16 protein-coding genes are annotated in these 17,761 nt (G+C 66.6%); 9 read left to right on the plus strand and 7 right to left on the minus strand.

The genetic code is table 11. The annotated features are described in order from the left end of the window. The first annotated feature begins 3 nt into the window (after positions 1 to 3). Entirely contained in the window at positions 4 to 819 is an 816-nt protein-coding gene (locus tag ACWPKK_RS17080; protein WP_452006399.1) for an amidohydrolase family protein, read from the plus strand. Between the two features lie 43 nt (positions 820 to 862). After that, complete coding sequence (locus ACWPKK_RS17085; RefSeq protein ID WP_452006402.1) at positions 863 to 2,389, plus strand: UxaA family hydrolase; 1,527 nt, start codon at positions 863 to 865, stop codon at positions 2,387 to 2,389. Between the two features lie 56 nt (positions 2,390 to 2,445). Here the strand turns inward: ACWPKK_RS17085 and ACWPKK_RS17090 are convergent, their stop codons facing one another. The 7 genes from ACWPKK_RS17090 to ACWPKK_RS17120 are packed head-to-tail and all read right to left on the minus strand — an operon-like array spanning position 2,446 to position 9,388. Beyond that, a complete protein-coding gene (locus ACWPKK_RS17090) occupies positions 2,446 to 3,627 on the minus strand; it encodes a fumarylacetoacetate hydrolase family protein (protein ID WP_452006405.1) in 1,182 nt (393 codons plus the stop codon). Positions 3,628 to 3,658: 31 nt separating this feature from the next. Then, on the minus strand, positions 3,659 to 4,114 hold the full coding sequence (locus ACWPKK_RS17095) for an RbsD/FucU family protein (RefSeq protein WP_452006408.1): 456 nt from the start codon (positions 4,112 to 4,114) through the stop codon (positions 3,659 to 3,661). A 20-nt stretch (positions 4,115 to 4,134) separates the two neighbouring features. Beyond that, positions 4,135 to 5,148, minus strand: coding sequence for an aldo/keto reductase (locus ACWPKK_RS17100; RefSeq protein WP_452006687.1), 1,014 nt, complete (start codon positions 5,146 to 5,148; stop codon positions 4,135 to 4,137). Beyond that, positions 5,148 to 6,260 (minus strand): ABC transporter ATP-binding protein, encoded by a 1,113-nt coding sequence (locus ACWPKK_RS17105; protein ID WP_452006411.1) that lies wholly within the window; start codon positions 6,258 to 6,260, stop codon positions 5,148 to 5,150. Before ACWPKK_RS17105 ends, ACWPKK_RS17100 begins: the two co-directional genes overlap by 1 nt. 25 nt (positions 6,261 to 6,285) lie before the next feature. Beyond that, the gene (locus ACWPKK_RS17110) at positions 6,286 to 7,116 is read right to left on the minus strand and encodes a carbohydrate ABC transporter permease (protein ID WP_324867583.1); all 831 of its coding nucleotides are present in this window, start codon (positions 7,114 to 7,116) and stop codon (positions 6,286 to 6,288) included. After that, on the minus strand, positions 7,113 to 8,045 hold the full coding sequence (locus tag ACWPKK_RS17115) for a carbohydrate ABC transporter permease (RefSeq protein WP_452006414.1): 933 nt from the start codon (positions 8,043 to 8,045) through the stop codon (positions 7,113 to 7,115). Before ACWPKK_RS17115 ends, ACWPKK_RS17110 begins: the two co-directional genes overlap by 4 nt. Beyond that, positions 8,042 to 9,388, minus strand: coding sequence for an ABC transporter substrate-binding protein (locus ACWPKK_RS17120; RefSeq protein WP_452006417.1), 1,347 nt, complete (start codon positions 9,386 to 9,388; stop codon positions 8,042 to 8,044). Before ACWPKK_RS17120 ends, ACWPKK_RS17115 begins: the two co-directional genes overlap by 4 nt. Before the next feature lie 247 nt (positions 9,389 to 9,635). On the opposite strand from ACWPKK_RS17120, the gene ACWPKK_RS17125 reads away from it, so the two are divergent. From ACWPKK_RS17125 to ACWPKK_RS17155, 7 genes are all read left to right on the plus strand, one after another. Beyond that, a complete protein-coding gene (locus tag ACWPKK_RS17125) occupies positions 9,636 to 10,535 on the plus strand; it encodes a dihydrodipicolinate synthase family protein (RefSeq protein WP_452006419.1) in 900 nt (299 codons plus the stop codon). Between the two features lie 29 nt (positions 10,536 to 10,564). Further along, positions 10,565 to 11,254, plus strand: coding sequence for a GntR family transcriptional regulator (locus ACWPKK_RS17130; RefSeq protein ID WP_452006422.1), 690 nt, complete (start codon positions 10,565 to 10,567; stop codon positions 11,252 to 11,254). A 418-nt stretch (positions 11,255 to 11,672) separates the two neighbouring features. Next, positions 11,673 to 12,614 (plus strand): sialic acid TRAP transporter substrate-binding protein SiaP, encoded by a 942-nt coding sequence (locus tag ACWPKK_RS17135; protein ID WP_452006689.1) that lies wholly within the window; start codon positions 11,673 to 11,675, stop codon positions 12,612 to 12,614. A gap of 44 nt (positions 12,615 to 12,658) precedes the next feature. Next, positions 12,659 to 13,285: a TRAP transporter small permease gene (locus tag ACWPKK_RS17140; RefSeq protein ID WP_452006425.1), complete on the plus strand. Its 627-nt coding sequence runs from the start codon at positions 12,659 to 12,661 to the stop codon at positions 13,283 to 13,285. Positions 13,286 to 13,289: 4 nt separating this feature from the next. Further along, positions 13,290 to 14,696 (plus strand): TRAP transporter large permease, encoded by a 1,407-nt coding sequence (locus tag ACWPKK_RS17145; protein WP_324867570.1) that lies wholly within the window; start codon positions 13,290 to 13,292, stop codon positions 14,694 to 14,696. Positions 14,697 to 14,943: 247 nt separating this feature from the next. Beyond that, positions 14,944 to 15,249 carry a hypothetical protein gene (locus tag ACWPKK_RS17150; protein ID WP_452006428.1) on the plus strand — a complete coding sequence of 102 codons (306 nt, stop codon included), beginning with the start codon at positions 14,944 to 14,946 and terminating at the stop codon, positions 15,247 to 15,249. Between the two features lie 598 nt (positions 15,250 to 15,847). Continuing rightward, a complete protein-coding gene (locus ACWPKK_RS17155; protein ID WP_452006431.1) occupies positions 15,848 to 17,716 on the plus strand; it encodes a hypothetical protein in 1,869 nt (622 codons plus the stop codon). The last annotated feature ends 45 nt before the right edge of the window (positions 17,717 to 17,761 follow it).

Below are 17,761 nucleotides of genomic sequence, written 5' to 3' on the forward strand. Positions count from 1 at the left end.
GCGATGCGCATCGACGCCCACCAGCATTTCTGGCTGATGGCCGCCCGCCGGGGCGAATGGCCGCCGCCGGATCTCGGCCCCATCCACCGCGACTTCCTGCCGCCCGACCTGCTGCCGCTGCTGCTGGAGAGCGGTGTCGACGGCACGGTGCTGGTCCAGACCCTGTGCAGCGAAGCCGATACCGACTTCATGCTCGACCTCGCCGCCCGGCACAGCTTCATCCGCGGCGTGGTCGGCTGGACCGACCTGAAGGCGCCGGACGCGCCGCAGCGGGTGCGGGGACTCGCCGCCCACCCAAAGCTGAAGGGGCTGCGGCCGATGGTTCAGGCGGAGGCATCCGACTGGCTCGACGATGCCGCCATCGACCCGGCGGCATCGGCGATGGCCGAGATGGGGCTGAGCTTCGACGCACTGGTCCTGCCGCGCCACCTGCCGTCGCTGCTGCGCTTCGCCCGGCGCCACCCGGCATTGTCCATCGTCATCGACCATGCCGCCAAGCCGGAGATCGCCAGCGGCGGCACCCTCGGCTGGGCGGAGGACATGGGCGCCCTCGCCGCCCTGCCCAATGTCTGGTGCAAGCTGTCCGGTTTGCTGACCGAGGCGGGCGGGCGCACCGGCATCGACGACATCCACCCCTATGTCCGGCGGCTGATCGCGCTCTTCGGCACCGACCGGCTGATCTGGGGCAGCGACTGGCCGGTCCTGCGGCTCGCCGGCGACTATCCCGGCTGGCTGGACATGTGCCGCCGACTGATCCCCGCGGAGGCGCATCCCGCCGTGTTCGGCGGCAATGCCGCGACCTTCTACCGGCTGGACTGACGAAATCCGCCATCCTCGATTTCCTTATCCAAGGACCTGACCGATGCCGACTTCCGTTCCCGAACTTCTCCTGCTGAACCCGTCGGACAGCGTGGCGGTCGCCACCCGCGAGATCCCGGCGGGCAGCCCGGTCGGCGTCGGCAGCTTCGCCGGCACCGCCGCCGCCACCATCCCCAGCGGCCACAAGATCGCCATCCGCGCGGTGGCGCCCGGCGAACCGGTGGTCAAATACGGACAGGTGATCGGCGTCGCCACCCAACCGATCGAGCCCGGCCAGCATGTCCACGTCCACAATCTCGGCATGGGAGAGGCCCGGCTCGACCATGGCTCCACCCGCATCGTCGAGGCCGAGCGCGGTGGGGAGCCGGCGACCTTCCTCGGCATCCGCCGGCCGTCGGGGCAGGTCGCCACCCGCAACTACATCGGTGTCATCGCCAGCGTGAACTGCTCCGCCACCGTCTGCAAGCGCATCGCCGATGCCTTCAACGGGACTGCGCTGGCCGATTACCCGAATGTCGACGGGGTGGTCGCCATCGTCCATGGCACCGGCTGCGGCATGAACGGCACCGGCGAAGGCATGGCGATCCTGCGCCGCACGCTCCGCGGCTATGCCGACCACGCCAATTTCGCCGGGCTGCTGCTGATCGGGCTGGGCTGCGAGATGAACCAGATCGCGCCCCTGGCCCAGACGCTGGCGCCGCGCCCGGACGGGCTGATCGCCACCCTGACCATCCAGGAGGAAGGCGGCACCCGCGAGACGATCGAGCGCGGCGTCGCCCTGGTCCGTGCCATGCTGCCCATCGCCAACGACATCCGGCGCGAGCCGGTGCCGGCGAGTCACCTGACGGTCGGGCTGCAATGCGGCGGCTCCGACGGCTATTCCGGCATCACCGCCAACCCGGTTCTGGGCGCCGCGGTCGATCTGCTGGTCGCCCATGGCGGCACCGCCATCCTGTCCGAAACGCCGGAGATCTATGGCGCCGAGCATCTGCTGACCGCCCGCGCCGCTTCCCCCGCCGTCGCCGAAAAGCTGATGGACCGCATCCGCTGGTGGGAGGATTACACCCGCATGCACAAGGGCGACATGAACAACAACCCGTCGCCCGGCAACAAGGCCGGCGGCATCACCACCATCCTGGAGAAATCGCTGGGCGCGGTCGCCAAGGGCGGCGGCACCCGCCTGAACGCCGTGGTGGATTATGCCGAGCCGGTGACCGACCACGGCCTCGTCTTCATGGACACGCCCGGCTACGACCCGGTGTCGGCCACCGGTCAGGTGGCGGGCGGCGCCAATCTGATCGCCTTCACCACCGGCCGCGGCTCGACCTACGGCTGCAAGCCGACGCCGTCCCTGAAGATCGCCACCAACAGCGCGCTCTATGCCCGCATGGGCGAGGATATGGACTTCAACGGCGGCGCCGTGCTGGACGGCGGCACCAGCGTGGCGGAGGCCGGCGCCGCCCTGCTCCGCCTGATGCTGGAAACCGCGTCGGGCCACCGCACCCGCAGCGAGGAGAACGGCATCGGCGACAACGAATTCGTGCCCTGGCAGATCGGCGCCGTGATGTGATGGGTCACGATCCGTCAAATCCCCTCTCCCCCCCCGGGGAGAGGGAGAGGCCCCAATCACCCCCTCAGCGCCCCCCGCCGGACCAGCGAGCGCATCAGCTCGACGATGCCCGTGCTCCAGGGCTCGCAGGCGTCGCTCGGCCGCATGCGGTTGACCAGCGCGCCCAGCTTGGGCGCCGCGATGGTGACGATGTCGCCCTCCTTGTGGGTGAAGCCGCCGCCGGGATTGTCGCGGTCCTGGGTGGGCGCGAACATGGTGCCGAGGAACAGGGCGAAGCCGTCGGGATACTGATGGACCGGGCCGATGGTCTGGGCGACGAGGTCCTCCGGATCGCGGCTGATGCGGGAGATGGACGACAGGCCCGACAGTTGAAAGCCCTCCGGCCCCTCGACCGTCAGGGCGACATCGGTCGTCCGCACGTCGTCCAGCGTGAATGTCTTGTCGAAGAAGCGGATGAAGGGACCGATGGCGCAGGACGCGTTGTTGTCCTTCGCCTTCGACAGCAGCAGGGCCGAGCGCCCTTCGAAATCGCGCAGGTTGACGTCGTTGCCCAGCGTCGCCCCGGTGATGCGGCCATCGGGGGCGACGATCAGCACCACCTCCGGCTCCGGGTTGTTCCAGGTCGATTTCGGGTGCAGCCCGGCATCCATCAGCGTGCCGACCGCCGACAGGACGGGCGCCTTGGTGAAGACCTCCGCATCGGGGCCGATGCCGACCTCCAGATACTGGCTCCAGGCGCCCTGGGCGATCAGCACCTCCTTCAGGCTCATCGCCGCTTCGGAGCCGGGCTTCAGCGCCGCCAGATCGTCGCCGACCAGCCGCTGCACCTCGGCGCGGATCGCCTCGGCGGCGTCGGGATTGCCACGGGCGCGCTCCTCGATCACCCGCTCCAGCATCGACACGGCGAAGGTGACGCCGGCAGCCTTCAACACCTGAAGGTCGGTCGGCGCCAGCAGCCAGGGAGCGCCGGCATTACGACCGTCCGGCGGCGTGTTGGCGAGAATGTCGGCCAGCGCGCCGATGCGCTCTCCCGCCGCCACGGCGAGGTCCGCGGCCGGGTCGGGCCGGGCGGCCAATTCGCTCATGGTGGGGAAGGAGGCGGTCACGTCGTACACGCCGTCGGCGCGCACCGCCACCACCGACGGGCCGATGCCCGGCCGCCAGACCCGCCCGGCCAGGGCGCCGGCATAGCCGTCGTTGGGAAGGGTGCGGGTCACATCCACGGGGAACTGGATCATGTCGGGTTCCGGATTTTGAGTTTGGATCTGGTTACGGCATGTCGCCGGCGATGACGCCCTTGCGCAGCAGGAAGCAGCCATAGGGTCGCGGGTCACCGACCTGCACGACAGCGAAGGCACGGCGGGCGGCGTCATAGAAGGCGAAACGCTCGATCCCCTGCAAGGGCAGCGCGCGGCCCTCGGCGCGGTCGATCTCGGCCTGCACCTCGTCCTGCACGGCAGGCAGTGCGGCAGGATCGCCCACCACCTGCATCCGCCGCACCGGGTCGGGCACGAAGCCGTCGAGCGGAAACACGCTGAGGATGCCGCGGGCGGCCCGCGCCATCGTCACACCCGGCAGCGTGATCAGCCGGCCGGATGTGGTGGCGCGGGCGATGGTCTCCGCCGGATGGTTGGCATCGACCAGCGCCAGATCGTCGCCGTGCCCCATGGCGGCCAGCACCCACAGCAGGTCGGGAGACAGAAGCGGGTCCAGTCCTTTCAGCATGACATTTTATCCCTGTTCGTTCAGCCGGGCACCGGCACGTCCGCCCCCAGCAGCCCTTCCCCCTTCAGGTCGGACCACAGCGCGCCCGGCACGACTGCCGCCATGGCGGCGAGGTTGCGCTGCACCTCGTCGGCGGTCACTGCCCCCAGCACCACCGACGACACCGCAGGATGCCCCAGCGCGAAGCGCAGCGCCGCGGTGGCGAGCGGCACGCCATGGGCACGGCAGACCGCCTCGATCCGCCCGACCCGCTCCATGATGCCGTCCGGGGCCGGGCCGTAATTGTACTTGGCGCCGGGCACCGCCCCGCTGGCGAGGATGCCGGAATTGAACACGCCGCCCAGCATCACGCCGATGCCCTTGGCCTGGGCCAGCGGCAGGAATTCCTCAAGCGCCGGCTGTTCCAGCAGGGAATAGCGCCCGGCCAGCATCATGGCATCGAAATCGCCGGCCTTCGCGAAGCGGACGCATATTTCCGCCTCGTTGACCCCGACGCCGATCGCCTTGACCGTGCCGTCGGCGCGCAGCCGGTCGAGCGCCCGATAGGCGCCGTCCATCGCCTCGGCGAAGCGCGCCTCGATGCGGTTGGCGCCATGGGTCCAGACATCGACGTCATGGATCAGCAGCACGTCGATGCGGTCGGTGCCGAGCCGCAGCAGCGACTGTTCCACCGACCGCAGCGTGCCGTCATAGGAATAGTCGATCACCGCCCGGTGCGGAAAGCCGCCGGCATAGCCCGACCCGTCGCCCCTGCCCTGGGTTGGGTCCATCCAGCGCCCGACCTTCGTGCAGAGCACGACGCCGTTCCGCCCGGCCTGACGCAGGGCGGCACCGCAACGCGCCTCCGCCAAGCCGTGACCATAGAGCGGCGAAGTGTCGAGCAGCGTCACCCCTGCCGACAGGGCAGCAACGGCGGCCCCGACGGCGGTGGCCTCGTCGAGATGGCCGTACAGGTCGCCCAGCGGCGCGGCGCCGAAGCCGATCTCCGAGACAGCGATGCCGGTGCGGCCAAGGCTTCTGGTCGGCAGGGCTATCACAGCCGCATCCCGGTGTCGGGGTTGAACAGGTGGGCCAGCGCCGGGTCGGGGGCGATCCGTACCACCTCGCCCGGCCGGGCGCCGGTGCGCTCGCGCAGGACCCAGGTCAGTTCGCGCCGACGATCCTCGCGGCCTGTTCCCAGTTGGCCTGTCCCCACTTGGCCCGCCTTGGTTCCGAGAGGACGCAGGACCATCTGGGTTTCCGACCCCGTCGGCTCGACCACCACCACCTCGGCAGCCAGCCCCTCGTCGGCGAGGCGGAAATGCTCCGGCCGCACGCCATAGACGGCAGGGCGCCCCTCCGACGCCGCCGGCACGCGCCCGCTCAGCGGCAGGCGGTCGCCGGCCTCGGTGGTGAAGCCGTCGCCGCCGATGCTGCCAGGAATGAAGTTCATGGCGGGCGAGCCGATGAAGCCGGCGACGAACATGTTGGCCGGGTTGTCGTAGAGATCGAGCGGTGCGCCGATCTGCTCGATGATGCCGTCATGCATCACCACGATCTTGTCGGCCATCGTCATGGCTTCGATCTGGTCATGGGTGACATAGACGGTGGTTGTCTTCAGCCGCTGGTGCATCTCCTTGATCTCGGTGCGCATCTGCACCCGCAGCTTGGCGTCGAGATTGGACAGCGGCTCGTCGAACAGGAAGACCTTGGGGTCGCGGACGATGGCGCGGCCCATCGCGACGCGCTGGCGCTGGCCGCCGGAAAGCTGGCGCGGGAAGCGGCCCAGCAACGGCCCGAGGCCGAGGATTCCGGCCGCCCGCTCCACCTTGGCGGCGATCTCGCTCTTGGACGTGTTCTTCAGCCGCAGCGCGAAGCTCATGTTGTCGGCGATGGTCATGTGCGGGTAGAGCGCGTAGTTCTGGAACACCATCGCGATGTCCCGATCCTTCGGCGGCATGTCGTTGACCACGCGGTCGTCGATGGCGATGGTGCCGCCGCTGATTTCCTCCAGCCCGGCGATCATGCGCAGCAGGGTGGATTTGCCGCAGCCCGACGGGCCGACCAGGATGACGAACTCGCCGTCCTGGATGTCGATGGACACGCCCTTGATGATCTCGACCGTGCCGTAGGATTTGCGGACGTTCCGGATGCTGACGGAGGCCATGGGGTCGTCTCTTTCTTGGGATGGATCAGCCGCCCTTGACGGCGCCGGCGGTCAGGCCGGCCACGATCTGGCGCTGGGCGGCCACGGTCAGGATCAGCACCGGCAGCGTCACCACCAGTGCGGCGGCGGCCAGCGGCCCCCAGCTCACCTGCTCGAAGGACAGCATGTTGTAGACGGCGACCGGCAGGGTCCGCGTCTCGCGGCTGGCCAGCACGATGCCGAAGACGAAGTTGTTCCAGGAGAAGATCACCGACAGGATGAAGGCGACGACGATGCCGGGCTTGGCGATCGGCAGCGCCACCTTGGCGAAGATCTGCCAGCGCGTGGCGCCGTCGACCATCGCGGCCTCCTCCAGCTCCATCGGCGTCGTTTCGAAATAGCCGATCATGATCCAGATCACGATGGGCACGGTGACGACCAGATGGATGATGATCTGCGGCCACAGCGTGCCGAGCAGACCCAGCCATTGGAACAGCAGGAACAGCGGGATCAGGAAGGACAGGCCCGGCGTCATCCGCGCGATCATGATGACCACCGCCGACTTGTGCGCCCGCATCCGGGCGATGCCGTAGCCGGCCGGCACGCCGACCAGCAGCGCGAACAGCGTGGCCGCCCCGGTGACGATCAGGCTGTTCCAGAAATACAGGAGAAAGCTGTTGCCCTCGAAGATCGTCGTGTAGTTCTTCCAGGCGAAGCGCTCCGGGATCAGGATCGGCGGATAGGCGCCGTTGTCGATCTCGAACTTCAGCGACAGCGACAGCATCCAGATGAAGAACAGCAGCGCCGGCGACACCAGCAGCAGGACGCAGACAGCCATGCCGGCCTTGTCCAGTAGCTTTCTCAGCGGCCGGCTCATTGCCCGTCTCCCGTGTTCCAGGCGCTGCGCTGGCGCAGGTACAGCAGGATCAGCGACAGCATGATGATCAGCACGAAGAACACCACCGCGATGGCCGAGCCGTAGCCGATGTCGTAGTAGGTGAAGGCGACGCTGTAGAGATACAGGTTGATCGTCTCCGACGCCGTGCCCGGCCCGCCCTGGGTGATGGTGTAGAGGATGTCGAAGCTCTTCAGCGCGTCGATGGTGCGGATGATCACCGCCACCATCAGGAAGGGCTTGATCATCGGCAGGGTCAGGTAGCGGAAACGCTGCCAGGCGGTGGCGCCGTCGATCTGCGCGCTCTCGTACGGCTCGGTCGGCAACGCCGCCAGACCGCCCAGCACGATCAGCATCACCAGCGGCGTCCATTGCCAGGTCTCCACCAGCACCAGCGACAGGATCACCGTGTTGGGGTGATAGACCCATTGCAGCGGCCCGATACCGATCAGCGACAGCAGGTAGTTCAGCACCCCCAGCTGCGGGTGGAACATCATCGTCCACACCAGCGCGATGGCGACCGGGGTGGCCATCATCGGCATGACGAAGATGCCGCGCAGCAGGCCGCGGGCCGGCAGCTTGGTGTTGAAGGCCAGCGCCGCCGCGGTGCCGAGCACCAGCGGCGCCACCACCGACAGCGCGGTGTAGACCAGCGTGTGGCCCATCGCCTCCAGGAAGCGCAGGTCGGTGAACAGCCGGACATAGTTCTGCAGGCCGACGAAACGCTGCTCCTCGCCGATGCGCCACTCCATGGCGCTCATCCACAAGGTGAAGACCCAGGGAAAGATGATGACCCCGACGACGACGATCAGCGCCGGCACCACGAAGGGCCAGTAGGAGGGCCGAAGCCGCTTCGTCCTGTCGACGGAAGCGGCACCGACCACACGGTCGGAAGAGGCCAGGATGCTCACGTCTTCTCGCTACGCTCGAGGATCGGCTTGAAGTCGGCGGTGGCCCGCTTCAGCTCGGCCGCGGGATCGCTGCCGGAGATCATGTTGGTCAGCGCCCCGCCCAGCACGTCGCGGAACTCGGTGACCGGGATGATGACCGGCAGGGTGAGGCGGCTGATCTTCGCCGACTCAACCACGGCATCGACCCAGGCCGCCGGCATCTTCACGCCCTTGCGGACTTCCGCATCCGACAGGACCGAGTTGCGGAACGGCACGCCGGCCCCGGCCTGCAGCAGGCGGGCGCCCATCAGCTTGCCGGTCGCCCATTGGCAATAGAGGTAGGCGGCTTCCTTGTTCTTCGACGCCGCGGTGACGCCGATGCCGTCGCCGGTGGTCGCGGCGGCGTGCGCCTTCGGCCCCTTGGGCATCAGGCCGTAGCCGACCTTGCCGACGACGCGCGACTTTTCCGGATCCTCCAGCGGCGGGGCGAAGCCGACGCCGTCGAACCACATGCCGACGCGGCCCTGGAGGAAGGCCGACTGGCATTCCGCCCAGTTGAAGCCGGTAACGCCCGGCGGCGCCGACTTGGTCATCAGCGTCTGGTAGAGCTTGGCCGCCTCGACGGCCTCGGGCGTGTCGGTCAGCAGGTTGCGGTTGGCGTCGACGCTGTACTGGTCATAGCCCAGCAGCAGGCTGGTCCACACCGGCGTGTTGGCGTTCTTCATGCCGCGGGCGACGAAGCCGTAGGTCTGGCTCGCCGGATCGGTCAGCGCAGCGGCGGCGGCCACCATCTCGTCGAAGGTCTTGGGGAAGGACAGGTTCTTCTTCGCAAACAGATCCTTGTTCCAGTAGACGATCCAGTAATCGACCGAGAAGGGCAGCGCCCCGATCCCGCCCTCCGGGCTGCGGGCGAAGGTCACCCCGGCTTCGGAGAAATCATCGAGGAAGCCGGCGTCGGTCAGCGACGGATCCTTGATGAAGGGCGTCAGGTCGGCCAGCCATTTGCCCTTTTCGAACTGACGCTTCTGGACGTGATAGCTGATGTGAACGACGTCGAAGCTCGGCCGGCCCGAGGTCAGCTCAATCACCGCCTTCTGGCGCTGCTGCTGTTCCGGGGTCTGTTCCGACACCACGGTGATGCCGGTCAGTTCCTCGAACTCCTTCTGGTACTTGCTCAATGTTTCGCCGCGCGGGCTCTTGATCAGGTTCACCTCGATCTTGCTGCCGGCATATTTGCGCCAGTTGACCCCACCGGTCTGGGCGAAAGCCGGCAGGCCGAGACCACTCAGACCCAGTGCCCCGGCCGCTGCACCCGACGCCAGAAGCCGGCGGCGCGACAAACACATTCCGTTCGACGTCAACATGCACTCCTCCCCGTTATCGCCTGAGCCTCTTGTCGTCGGGCCCCGATCGGTGCGGACACCCGGATTGGACCGGCACATGGCGGATAGTTTGAGCGACACGAATCCGCACCGCCACCGATTTGATTGCTTGGTCAACGTATAATTCTTGCGCGCACCCCTTGCAAACGAAAAACATCCTAGTAACATGTTAGTGGTAGAGCGCCGGTCGTCCGGCCGAGCCTTCAGCCGCCTCTTGGAGAAATGCAAAGTGAATCAATCCACTGGCCGCTTCGGCCTGTCCTGCGCGCTGACCACGCCGTTCCTGGAGGACGGAAGCGTGGATCTGGCCCGCCTGACCCGCCATGCCACCTGGTGCCTCGCCAACGGCTGCGACTCGGTCACCCTGTTCGGCACCACGGGGGAGGGGCCGCTGCTCGGTCAAGTGGCGCGCGACCAGATGATCGGCGCGCTGAAGGGTGCCGGCATCGATTTCCGCAGCCATGTGGTCGGCGGGGTCATCGCCGCGTCGCTGCACGACGCGCTCACCCAGGCCAACCAGCTGCTCGACGCCGGGGTGCGGGCGCTGCTGGTCGCCCCGCCCTTCTACTTCAAGGGCGTATCGGATGACGGGCTGTTCGCATGGTTCTCCGACCTCATCACCGATCTGGGTGACCGGGCGCGCGACATCATCCTGTACCACATCCCCTCTGTCACCGCGGTTCCGCTGTCCATCGCGCTGATCGGCCGGCTGAAGGCCGCCTTCCCGCAGGCGATCACCGGGGTCAAGGATTCCGCCGGCGACTGGGGCTACAGCCAGGAGCTGCTCGCCGCCCATCGCCATGACCTCGCCGTGCTGATCGGCGACGAGCGGGTGCTGGCCCAGGCGGTGCGGGATGGCGGCCAGGGCGCCATCTCCGGCATGGCCAATCTGGTGCCGCACAGGCTGCGGGCCGTGGTCCACCAGGGCCGCGACGACACGGCGCTGGTCGAGCTGGTGGACGCGGTGCTGCGCTACCCGGTCACCCCGGCGGTGAAAGCGCTGGTGTCGCACACCACCGGCGAGAGTGCATGGTTGACGGTGAGAGCGCCTTTGCTGCCTATGTCGCTGGCGGACGCCGCGACCCTCGGCCACCTCTACGACCGGGTCTTCGCGGAAAAGGCCGCCTGAACGGAGCCGCCTGACAGGACAGCATACGGATGAAGACCTCCGCCAAACGCGACCGGGAAACGGTCAACCTGCGCAGCCGGGCTTACGAGAGCTTCACCCGCCGACTGCTGGCGGACGAGATCCGCCCCGGTCAGTTCATCTCGCAGCGTGAACTGGTCGAACTGACGGAACTGCCGCTGGGAGCGATCCGCGAGCTGATCCCCCGCCTGGAGGCCGAGGGGCTGGTGAAGACGGTCCCGCAGCGCGGCATGCAGGTCGCGCATGTCGACCTCAACCTCATCCGCGATGCCTTCCAGTTCCGCCTGTTCCTGGAGCGGGAAGCGGTGGCGGTCTTCGCCGAGGAGGCGCCGGAGGCGACGATCCGCGCGCTGCTCGATGACCACGAACGCATCATCGCCGCCTGCGCCGAAGCGGAGTCCTCCGGCGGGATCCAGCCCGCCTTGCTGAAGGAAGCCCAGGACATCGATTGGGCGCTTCATCTGACGATCATCGACGCGCTCGGCAACACCATCATTTCCGACGCCTACCGGGTCAACCAGATCAAGATCCGGCTGATCAAGCAGTCGAAGACCAAACTGAACACCACCGTTCTTCAGCCGACGATGCGCGAGCATCTGGCCATCATCCAGGCGACCCAGGCGCGGAACCCCGAGCAGGCCAAGGCCGCGATCAGCGTGCATATCCTCAGCGCCCGCGACCGGGCCATCGGGCTGCGGTGACGGGCTGCGGTGACGGGCTGCGGTGACGCGGCAGGCATTCCGGTTGTCCTTGGCAGTCCGCTCATATGACGGCACAGCGTCCGTCCCGATTCAGGCAAATTCATCTCCGCCCGAATAAAGTCGAGGTGATAGATTTGTCCGCAGTATTTCCTATGAATACTCTTCGCGCTTGCAGCATGCGTGGATGTTTGGCGCCGTACGACTGGATTAACCCGGTCCCGCAATGAAATAAGCTCCTAACCACAACAAAATGGCTTGCGTCACGAACAATCGGCTGTTGATATATTAGCCGAGGCGGTCGACCGCCGCGCGGCGCCCCCCTCCCAGGTTCCCCAGCCAGCCGGGGGACGTCTCACAATCGGAAGGAATGCCAATGGAAACTCGCACTCGTCGCGCGGCGTTGAGCTTCGCCGTGCTGATGGCCCTGCCCTTCACCGTCCTGTCCGCGGCCCAGGCCCAGACCAAGCTGAAATGGGCGCATGTCTACGAGACGTCGGAGCCCTTCCACACCCAGTCGGTCTGGGCGGCGCAGGAGATCGCGAAGCGTACCAACGGCCGTTACCAGATCGACGTGTTCCCCGCCTCGCAGCTTGGCAAGGAAGCCGACATCAACCAGGGCCTGTCGCTCGGCACCGTTGACATGATCATCTCGGGCTCCAGCTTCGCGGCGCGCAGCTATCCCCCGATCGGCGTCACCTACTACCCCTACATCTTCCGCGATCCACAGCATCTGCTGAGCTATGCGAAGAGCGACGTCTTCAAGACCCTCGCCAAGGGGTACGAGGAGAAGACCGGCCACCACATCGTCGCCCTGTCCTATTACGGCATGCGCCATACGACCTCCAACAAGCCGATCCAGAGCTGCGCGGACATGAAGGGATTGAAGATCCGCGTGCCCGATGCGCCGGCTTATCTGGCGATGCCCAAGGCCTGCGGCGCCAACCCGACGCCAATCGCCTTCGCCGAGGTCTATCTCGCCCTGCAGAACGGCACGGTGGATGCCCAGGAGAACCCGCTGACCACCATCGAGGCCAAGAAGTTCTTCGAGGTGCAAAAGCAGATCATCCTCACCGGTCACATCATCGACAGCCTGAACACCATCATTTCCAAGAGCCTGTGGGCCAAGCTGTCGCCGGAGGACCGCCAGGCCTTCACCGAGGTGACGCAGGAGGCGGCGGCCCGTTCCACCGCGGAAATCCAGGCGAAGGAGAAGGAGCTGGTGGAGGCCTTCCGCCAGAAGGGCCTGACCGTCACCGAGGTCAACAAGGCGGAGTTCAAGGATGTGGTGATGAAGGCGGTGACGCCTGAGAGCGCCGGCTACCGCAAGGCCGACTGGGAGGCGATCCAGGCGCTGCAGTGACGCGCCGCCTGCCGCCTGCCATCCCGCAAGCCAGAGGGGTCCGCATGACGAGCTACGTTAACCAGTCGGTTCCGCATGGGGCCGGCTTGCAACAGCCGCCCGGCGAGGAACATCACATCCAGATCACGCCGGAGGAACTTGCCCATTCCTTCGTGGACGAGGCTCCCCCGGCCGACCTGTCGCACTATGCGATCGAGGATTGGGCCACCGTTGCGCTGTTCTGGCTGATGGCGGGGGCGGTGTTCCTTCAGTTCTTCACCCGCTACGTCCTGAACGATTCGCTGAATTGGACCGAGGAGATCGCCTCCTATTGCCTGGTGGCGCTGGTGTTCGTCGGTTCGGCCATGTGCGTGCGGCTGTCGCGCCACATCCAGGTGGACATCCTCTACCGTTTCCTGCCGGACGGGCCGGGGCGACTCCTCTCCACCCTGGTGGACGTGATCCGCACCGCCTTCTTCGTCTATCTGACCCAACTGATGTGGCGGCTGATCGAGGTGGTCGGCGACGAGACGATGGTCACCGTCCAGCTGTCCAAGGGCTTCCTCTATTATGCCGTGCTCGCCGGCTGCGCGCTGATGGCCCTGCGGTCGCTGCAGGTGACGGTCGTGAACTGGCGCCGCGGCTATTCGGTGCTGGAGAAACCGGAAGCCTTCGACGGAACAGGAGTGTAAGCGGATGTGGATCCTCATCGGTTCCTTCCTCGGCCTGATGCTCCTGGGGTTGCCGGTTGCGGTCGCCATGGCGGCGGCCTCGCTGGTCTACATTCTGGTCAGCGGGTCGGTACCCGACCTCGTGCTCGCCCAACGGATGATCGCGGGTGCCGAGAGCTTCCCGCTGCTGGCCGTTCCCTTCTTCATCCTTGCCGGCAACCTGATGAACATCGCCGGGGTGACGGGCCGCATCTACAACTTCGCCATCGCCCTGGTCGGCTGGATGCGCGGCGGTCTGGGGCAGGTGAACATCGTCGGCTCGGTGATCTTCTCGGGCATGTCCGGCACCGCCATCGCCGATGCCGCCGGTCTCGGCACGATCGAGATCAAGGCCATGAAGGACCATGGCTATTCGACGGAGTTCGCGGTCGGGGTGACGGCCGCCTCGGCCACGCTGGGGCCGATCATTCCGCCGTCGCTGCCCTTCGTGATCTACGGGATGATGGCGAACGTCTCGATCGGCGCGCTGTTCCTGGCGGGTGTCATTCCGGGCGTGCTGATGACGATCTTCATGATGGCGACCGTGGCCATCCATGCGCGGCGGCACCAGTGGGGCGGCGACATGGTCTTCGACTGGCACCGGCTGGGCGCCGCGTCGGTCGAGATCGTCGTCGTGCTGAGCTTCCCGCTGGCGGTGTGGCTGATGACGCTGGCCGGCGTCTCGGTCAACTGGGCGATCTCCATCGCCCTGGCCGCACTGCTGGCGGCGGACTGGTACTTCGACTTCTCCGCCGTCATGGCGCTGATGACGCCGGTGATCCTGATCGGCGGCATGACGCTGGGCTGGTTCACCCCGACCGAGGCGGCGGTCGCGGCGGTGCTGTGGTCCCTGTTCCTCGGGCTCGTCCGCTACCGCACCATGCGGCTGCGCTCCCTCGCCAAGGCGACGCTGGACACGGTGGAGACGACGGCCTCGGTCCTGTTCATCGTAACTGCGGCTTCGATCTTCGCCTGGCTGCTGACGGCCAGCCAGGCGGCGCAGATCATGACGGACGCCATACTCGGCTTCACCGACAACAAGTGGGTGTTTCTGCTGCTGGCGAATCTGCTGATCCTGTTTGTCGGCTGCTTCATCGACACCATCGCGGCGATCACCATCCTGGTGCCGATCCTGCTGCCCATCGTGTTGAAGCTGGGGATCGACCCGCTGCATTTCGGTCTGGTGATGGTGCTGAACCTGATGATCGGGCTCTTGCATCCGCCACTGGGGATGGTGCTTTTCGTGCTGGCGCGCGTGGCGAAGCTATCGGTGGAGCGGACAACCATGGCGATCCTGCCCTGGCTGGTCCCCCTTTTCGCCGCCTTGATCGCCATCACCTATGTACCGGAAATAACGCTGTGGCTGCCGAGGGCGATGGGGCTCGGCAAGTAGGAGCCGGCAGGCGGGCCGATTCAATGAGCAAGGCTCGAGAGGCTGCGGAACAACGCGCGGCGACGGAACAACATGGTACGCCTCCGGTGAGAACCGCCTTGGCGAAGTGAGGGCCGGCATCTGAGTTTTGCGTGGCGCGTCATCGCGCGGACGCAAACGAGTTGCAAACATTATGGCTTATCAGCGGTTCGAGGTTCTGACAGGGACGGAGCGACGGCGGACATAGACGCCGGCGGAGAAGGTGCGGATGGTCGAGGAGGCGTTCCGCCGGCCGGGAGTGCACGAAAGCCTGCTGTACCGTTGGCGAGGGCTGATGCAGGCCAGCGGGAGCGCCGTGGCCGAACCGCCCAGCTTCGTCGCGGTGACCGTCACGCCGGAGCCGAGCGTCACTGAACCGCCGGTCACGGAGCCCCGTGGGCCATTGCCGCCTCCGGCGGGTCCGACCACGAGCCCGGCGATCCTCGAGATCATCCTGCCCAGCGGGGCACGCCTGCGTCTGAAAGGGCCGGTCGACCCGGCCCTGGCGGCGGCCGTCGTCGGTGTCCTCGCATGATCCCGGTGCCCCCGTCGCACGGTTCCGGCCGACCGGCGACGGCGACACGGTCCAGGTGCTCTGGTGGAATGGCGAACGGTGGGGAGCCTCAGACCCTTTCGGGATCGCGACCATGGCGCTCGACCACGCCCTCGACTACGTCGCCAACGAGCCGAGCTTCTGGATTCACGGCTGATCCGAACCCGGGAAATTGGCCAAAGTCCAGCTTAGATCCCGTGGCAGAAGTTAATGTGGTCCTCGACGATGTCGCCGCCGACCAGCATGTGTTCCGGGTCAAGGTAGCTTATCCGCAACTGCGGGCACCAGCGCACCACCCGCAGGATCAATTCTGGTCGTGAAATAACGACCATTGGTTATTTCTACTGCGCATCACAACTTCGCGCCAATGACCAAGGGATCTATGTTCTCCCGTACATCTACCCAGTGACAAACAATGCAGCAATTACTCCCGCTATGCGGTCGCGCTTGCCAGCACCGTTGGGTTAAGCTCAACGCTACACAACCGCCATATTAGCCAGATGCACAAATGTACAGTTGACAGGCCGCACCAAATGTCATTGCCTACCATGGCGCGCATTTCCTTATGTGTGGAGCGCCCATGAATAAGAAAGGCAATGAACGCTCGCAGGAAGAGGGGCGGCAAAAGCCGATATGTGGGCGGGTGTCGAGAGGGCTCGGCCGCGGTCCCATCGCTGCGACCGTCGGTACGTGCATTATGGTGGCCTGCGCGCCGCTTCAGCCTATGGTCCATGACAGTCGCTTGTTCGGCAGCACGTTCGAAGGACAAACGACTGACCAAAATGGGGGCGCGGCACAGGGATCACATCCGGAGATCAGGCTGACGGGCACGCTTCCGGCCGCGATCGAAGCCGCTGATGCGCAGCGACTCGCCTACCTCAACGCCGCGGCGCAGTACAGCGCGTTACGCAATACCACTCCGTTGCTGGCCGGCGCGTTGGGGGCCACGGCGCTTTTCCTTGGCGTGACCGATACGGGCTCGAAGACGCTGGCCCAAGGCTTGGGGCTGGGCAGCGTCGCGACGCTCTCCGGCGCCGCCTATTACGACAACCATCCGCGCCAGATGGTCTACATCAGCGCCGCGGAGGCCATCGGCTGCCTCATTCTGGCGCAACGTCCCCTGCTGATGACCCAGAGCGACAAGGCGGATTTGGACAACGGCATCGAGAACCTGCGCGCTGCCCTTGCCGAACTCGACTCCATCACGCCCCTCTACGGTCAGGACGACCCCTCATCCCAGCATATCGAGCGCATTCGCGGAGGGGCGGTGGCGAATCTCGAAAAGGCGGTCAAACTGCGAGTGGCACTCGACACCGCAGGCGTGGTGCTGCGCTCGCACGTGCTCGACGTGGTCGGGGCCGCCGACCGGGAGATCGCGAAGACCGATCCCAACCCGGCGGCGGTAACGACCGTCCTAACCGGCTTGGTTCCGGGGGCCGGAGCAACATTCCCGGGCACTGCTTTCGACGTCTTTCGCGGAGGATTCACAGGGCGGTCCTCTGCCAGCACGCCGGGATTGCCGGACAGTCTCCGGAGGGTTGCCCAGGCCGCGTCGAGACTAGGCGTTCATGTCGAGCGCGCGTCCGCGGCGGCGGCCATCGTGAAGGAGATGAAGGCCTGCCAACCGCCCAGGGCCGAGGGTGAGTTGCGGATCGTGCCGAACGAAGCAACCGTGGTGATGAAGCCCACCGACCGGCGCGTGTATACCGTGTCCGGCGGCACCGGCCTGCCGCAGGCGAGCATCATCGGCACCTACGACGCCGGGACCACCGCGGCTGACACGACTTTGCAAAACGGTGTCGTCACCGTGGTGCTAACCACCCGCAACGCCAACAGCGCGCACCAGCCGATCCTGTTCATCAGCGATGCCGCCGGCCGCACGACGCGGGAGATCAGAATCCAGGTGCAGGCGGGCACCGACGGACAGGCGGGCGCCGGCTCCAACCGCGCTTCGGGCGGTCCGGACGCGCGCTCCGGAGCTTCCGGTTCTACCGATTGGTCACGCCCGCCCATGAGCTTCTGGGAATTGCTGACCAACGAACAACGGAAGATGGTGCGCCAGACGATCAACGCGGGCGACAGCTCGACCCCACAGTGGACGACGGCCGACGATCAGGCGCTCAAGGCCTTCGCACCGCTGGACAATCCGACGGCACTCAACCGCGACCTCTATGTCCGGATACGCGAGGAGGCCATCCGCAAGCTGCCGGCCGGCGAACGGGTCGCGGATCAACTGGCGTCCGACGATGTCTGGCGTTTGAAGATCCGGATCCTGTGCCGGCTGAACAAGGAAGGCGACCCGCGCCCGGCAGAAATCTTCGACAGCAGGCTCCGTGAAGTGATCTTCAGGTTCCAGGAACGGGAAAGGGGGCTGCCGCTCGACGGCTATCTCGATCGCGCCACGAACGAACGGATACTGAAGACCGGGTGCCGCAACCAGGGGGGCTGACGTATGTTCCGATGCGCGACCGTACCGATCCGGAGACGCCCCCTC

It is taken from the genome of Azospirillum largimobile (assembly GCF_977007025.2).

Coding starts and splice junctions, on each gene's coding strand:
- ACWPKK_RS17080 (WP_452006399.1), top strand. CDS start 4: ATGCGCATCGACGCCCACCAGCATTTCTGGCTGATGGCCGCCCGCCGG.
- ACWPKK_RS17085 (WP_452006402.1), top strand. CDS start 863: ATGCCGACTTCCGTTCCCGAACTTCTCCTGCTGAACCCGTCGGACAGC.
- ACWPKK_RS17090 (WP_452006405.1), bottom strand. CDS start 3,627: ATGATCCAGTTCCCCGTGGATGTGACCCGCACCCTTCCCAACGACGGC.
- ACWPKK_RS17095 (WP_452006408.1), bottom strand. CDS start 4,114: ATGCTGAAAGGACTGGACCCGCTTCTGTCTCCCGACCTGCTGTGGGTG.
- ACWPKK_RS17105 (WP_452006411.1), bottom strand. CDS start 6,260: ATGGCCTCCGTCAGCATCCGGAACGTCCGCAAATCCTACGGCACGGTC.
- ACWPKK_RS17110 (WP_324867583.1), bottom strand. CDS start 7,116: ATGAGCCGGCCGCTGAGAAAGCTACTGGACAAGGCCGGCATGGCTGTC.
- ACWPKK_RS17120 (WP_452006417.1), bottom strand. CDS start 9,388: ATGTTGACGTCGAACGGAATGTGTTTGTCGCGCCGCCGGCTTCTGGCG.
- ACWPKK_RS17130 (WP_452006422.1), top strand. CDS start 10,565: ATGAAGACCTCCGCCAAACGCGACCGGGAAACGGTCAACCTGCGCAGC.
- ACWPKK_RS17135 (WP_452006689.1), top strand. CDS start 11,673: ATGGCCCTGCCCTTCACCGTCCTGTCCGCGGCCCAGGCCCAGACCAAG.
- ACWPKK_RS17140 (WP_452006425.1), top strand. CDS start 12,659: ATGACGAGCTACGTTAACCAGTCGGTTCCGCATGGGGCCGGCTTGCAA.
- ACWPKK_RS17145 (WP_324867570.1), top strand. CDS start 13,290: ATGTGGATCCTCATCGGTTCCTTCCTCGGCCTGATGCTCCTGGGGTTG.
- ACWPKK_RS17150 (WP_452006428.1), top strand. CDS start 14,944: ATGGTCGAGGAGGCGTTCCGCCGGCCGGGAGTGCACGAAAGCCTGCTG.
- ACWPKK_RS17155 (WP_452006431.1), top strand. CDS start 15,848: ATGAATAAGAAAGGCAATGAACGCTCGCAGGAAGAGGGGCGGCAAAAG.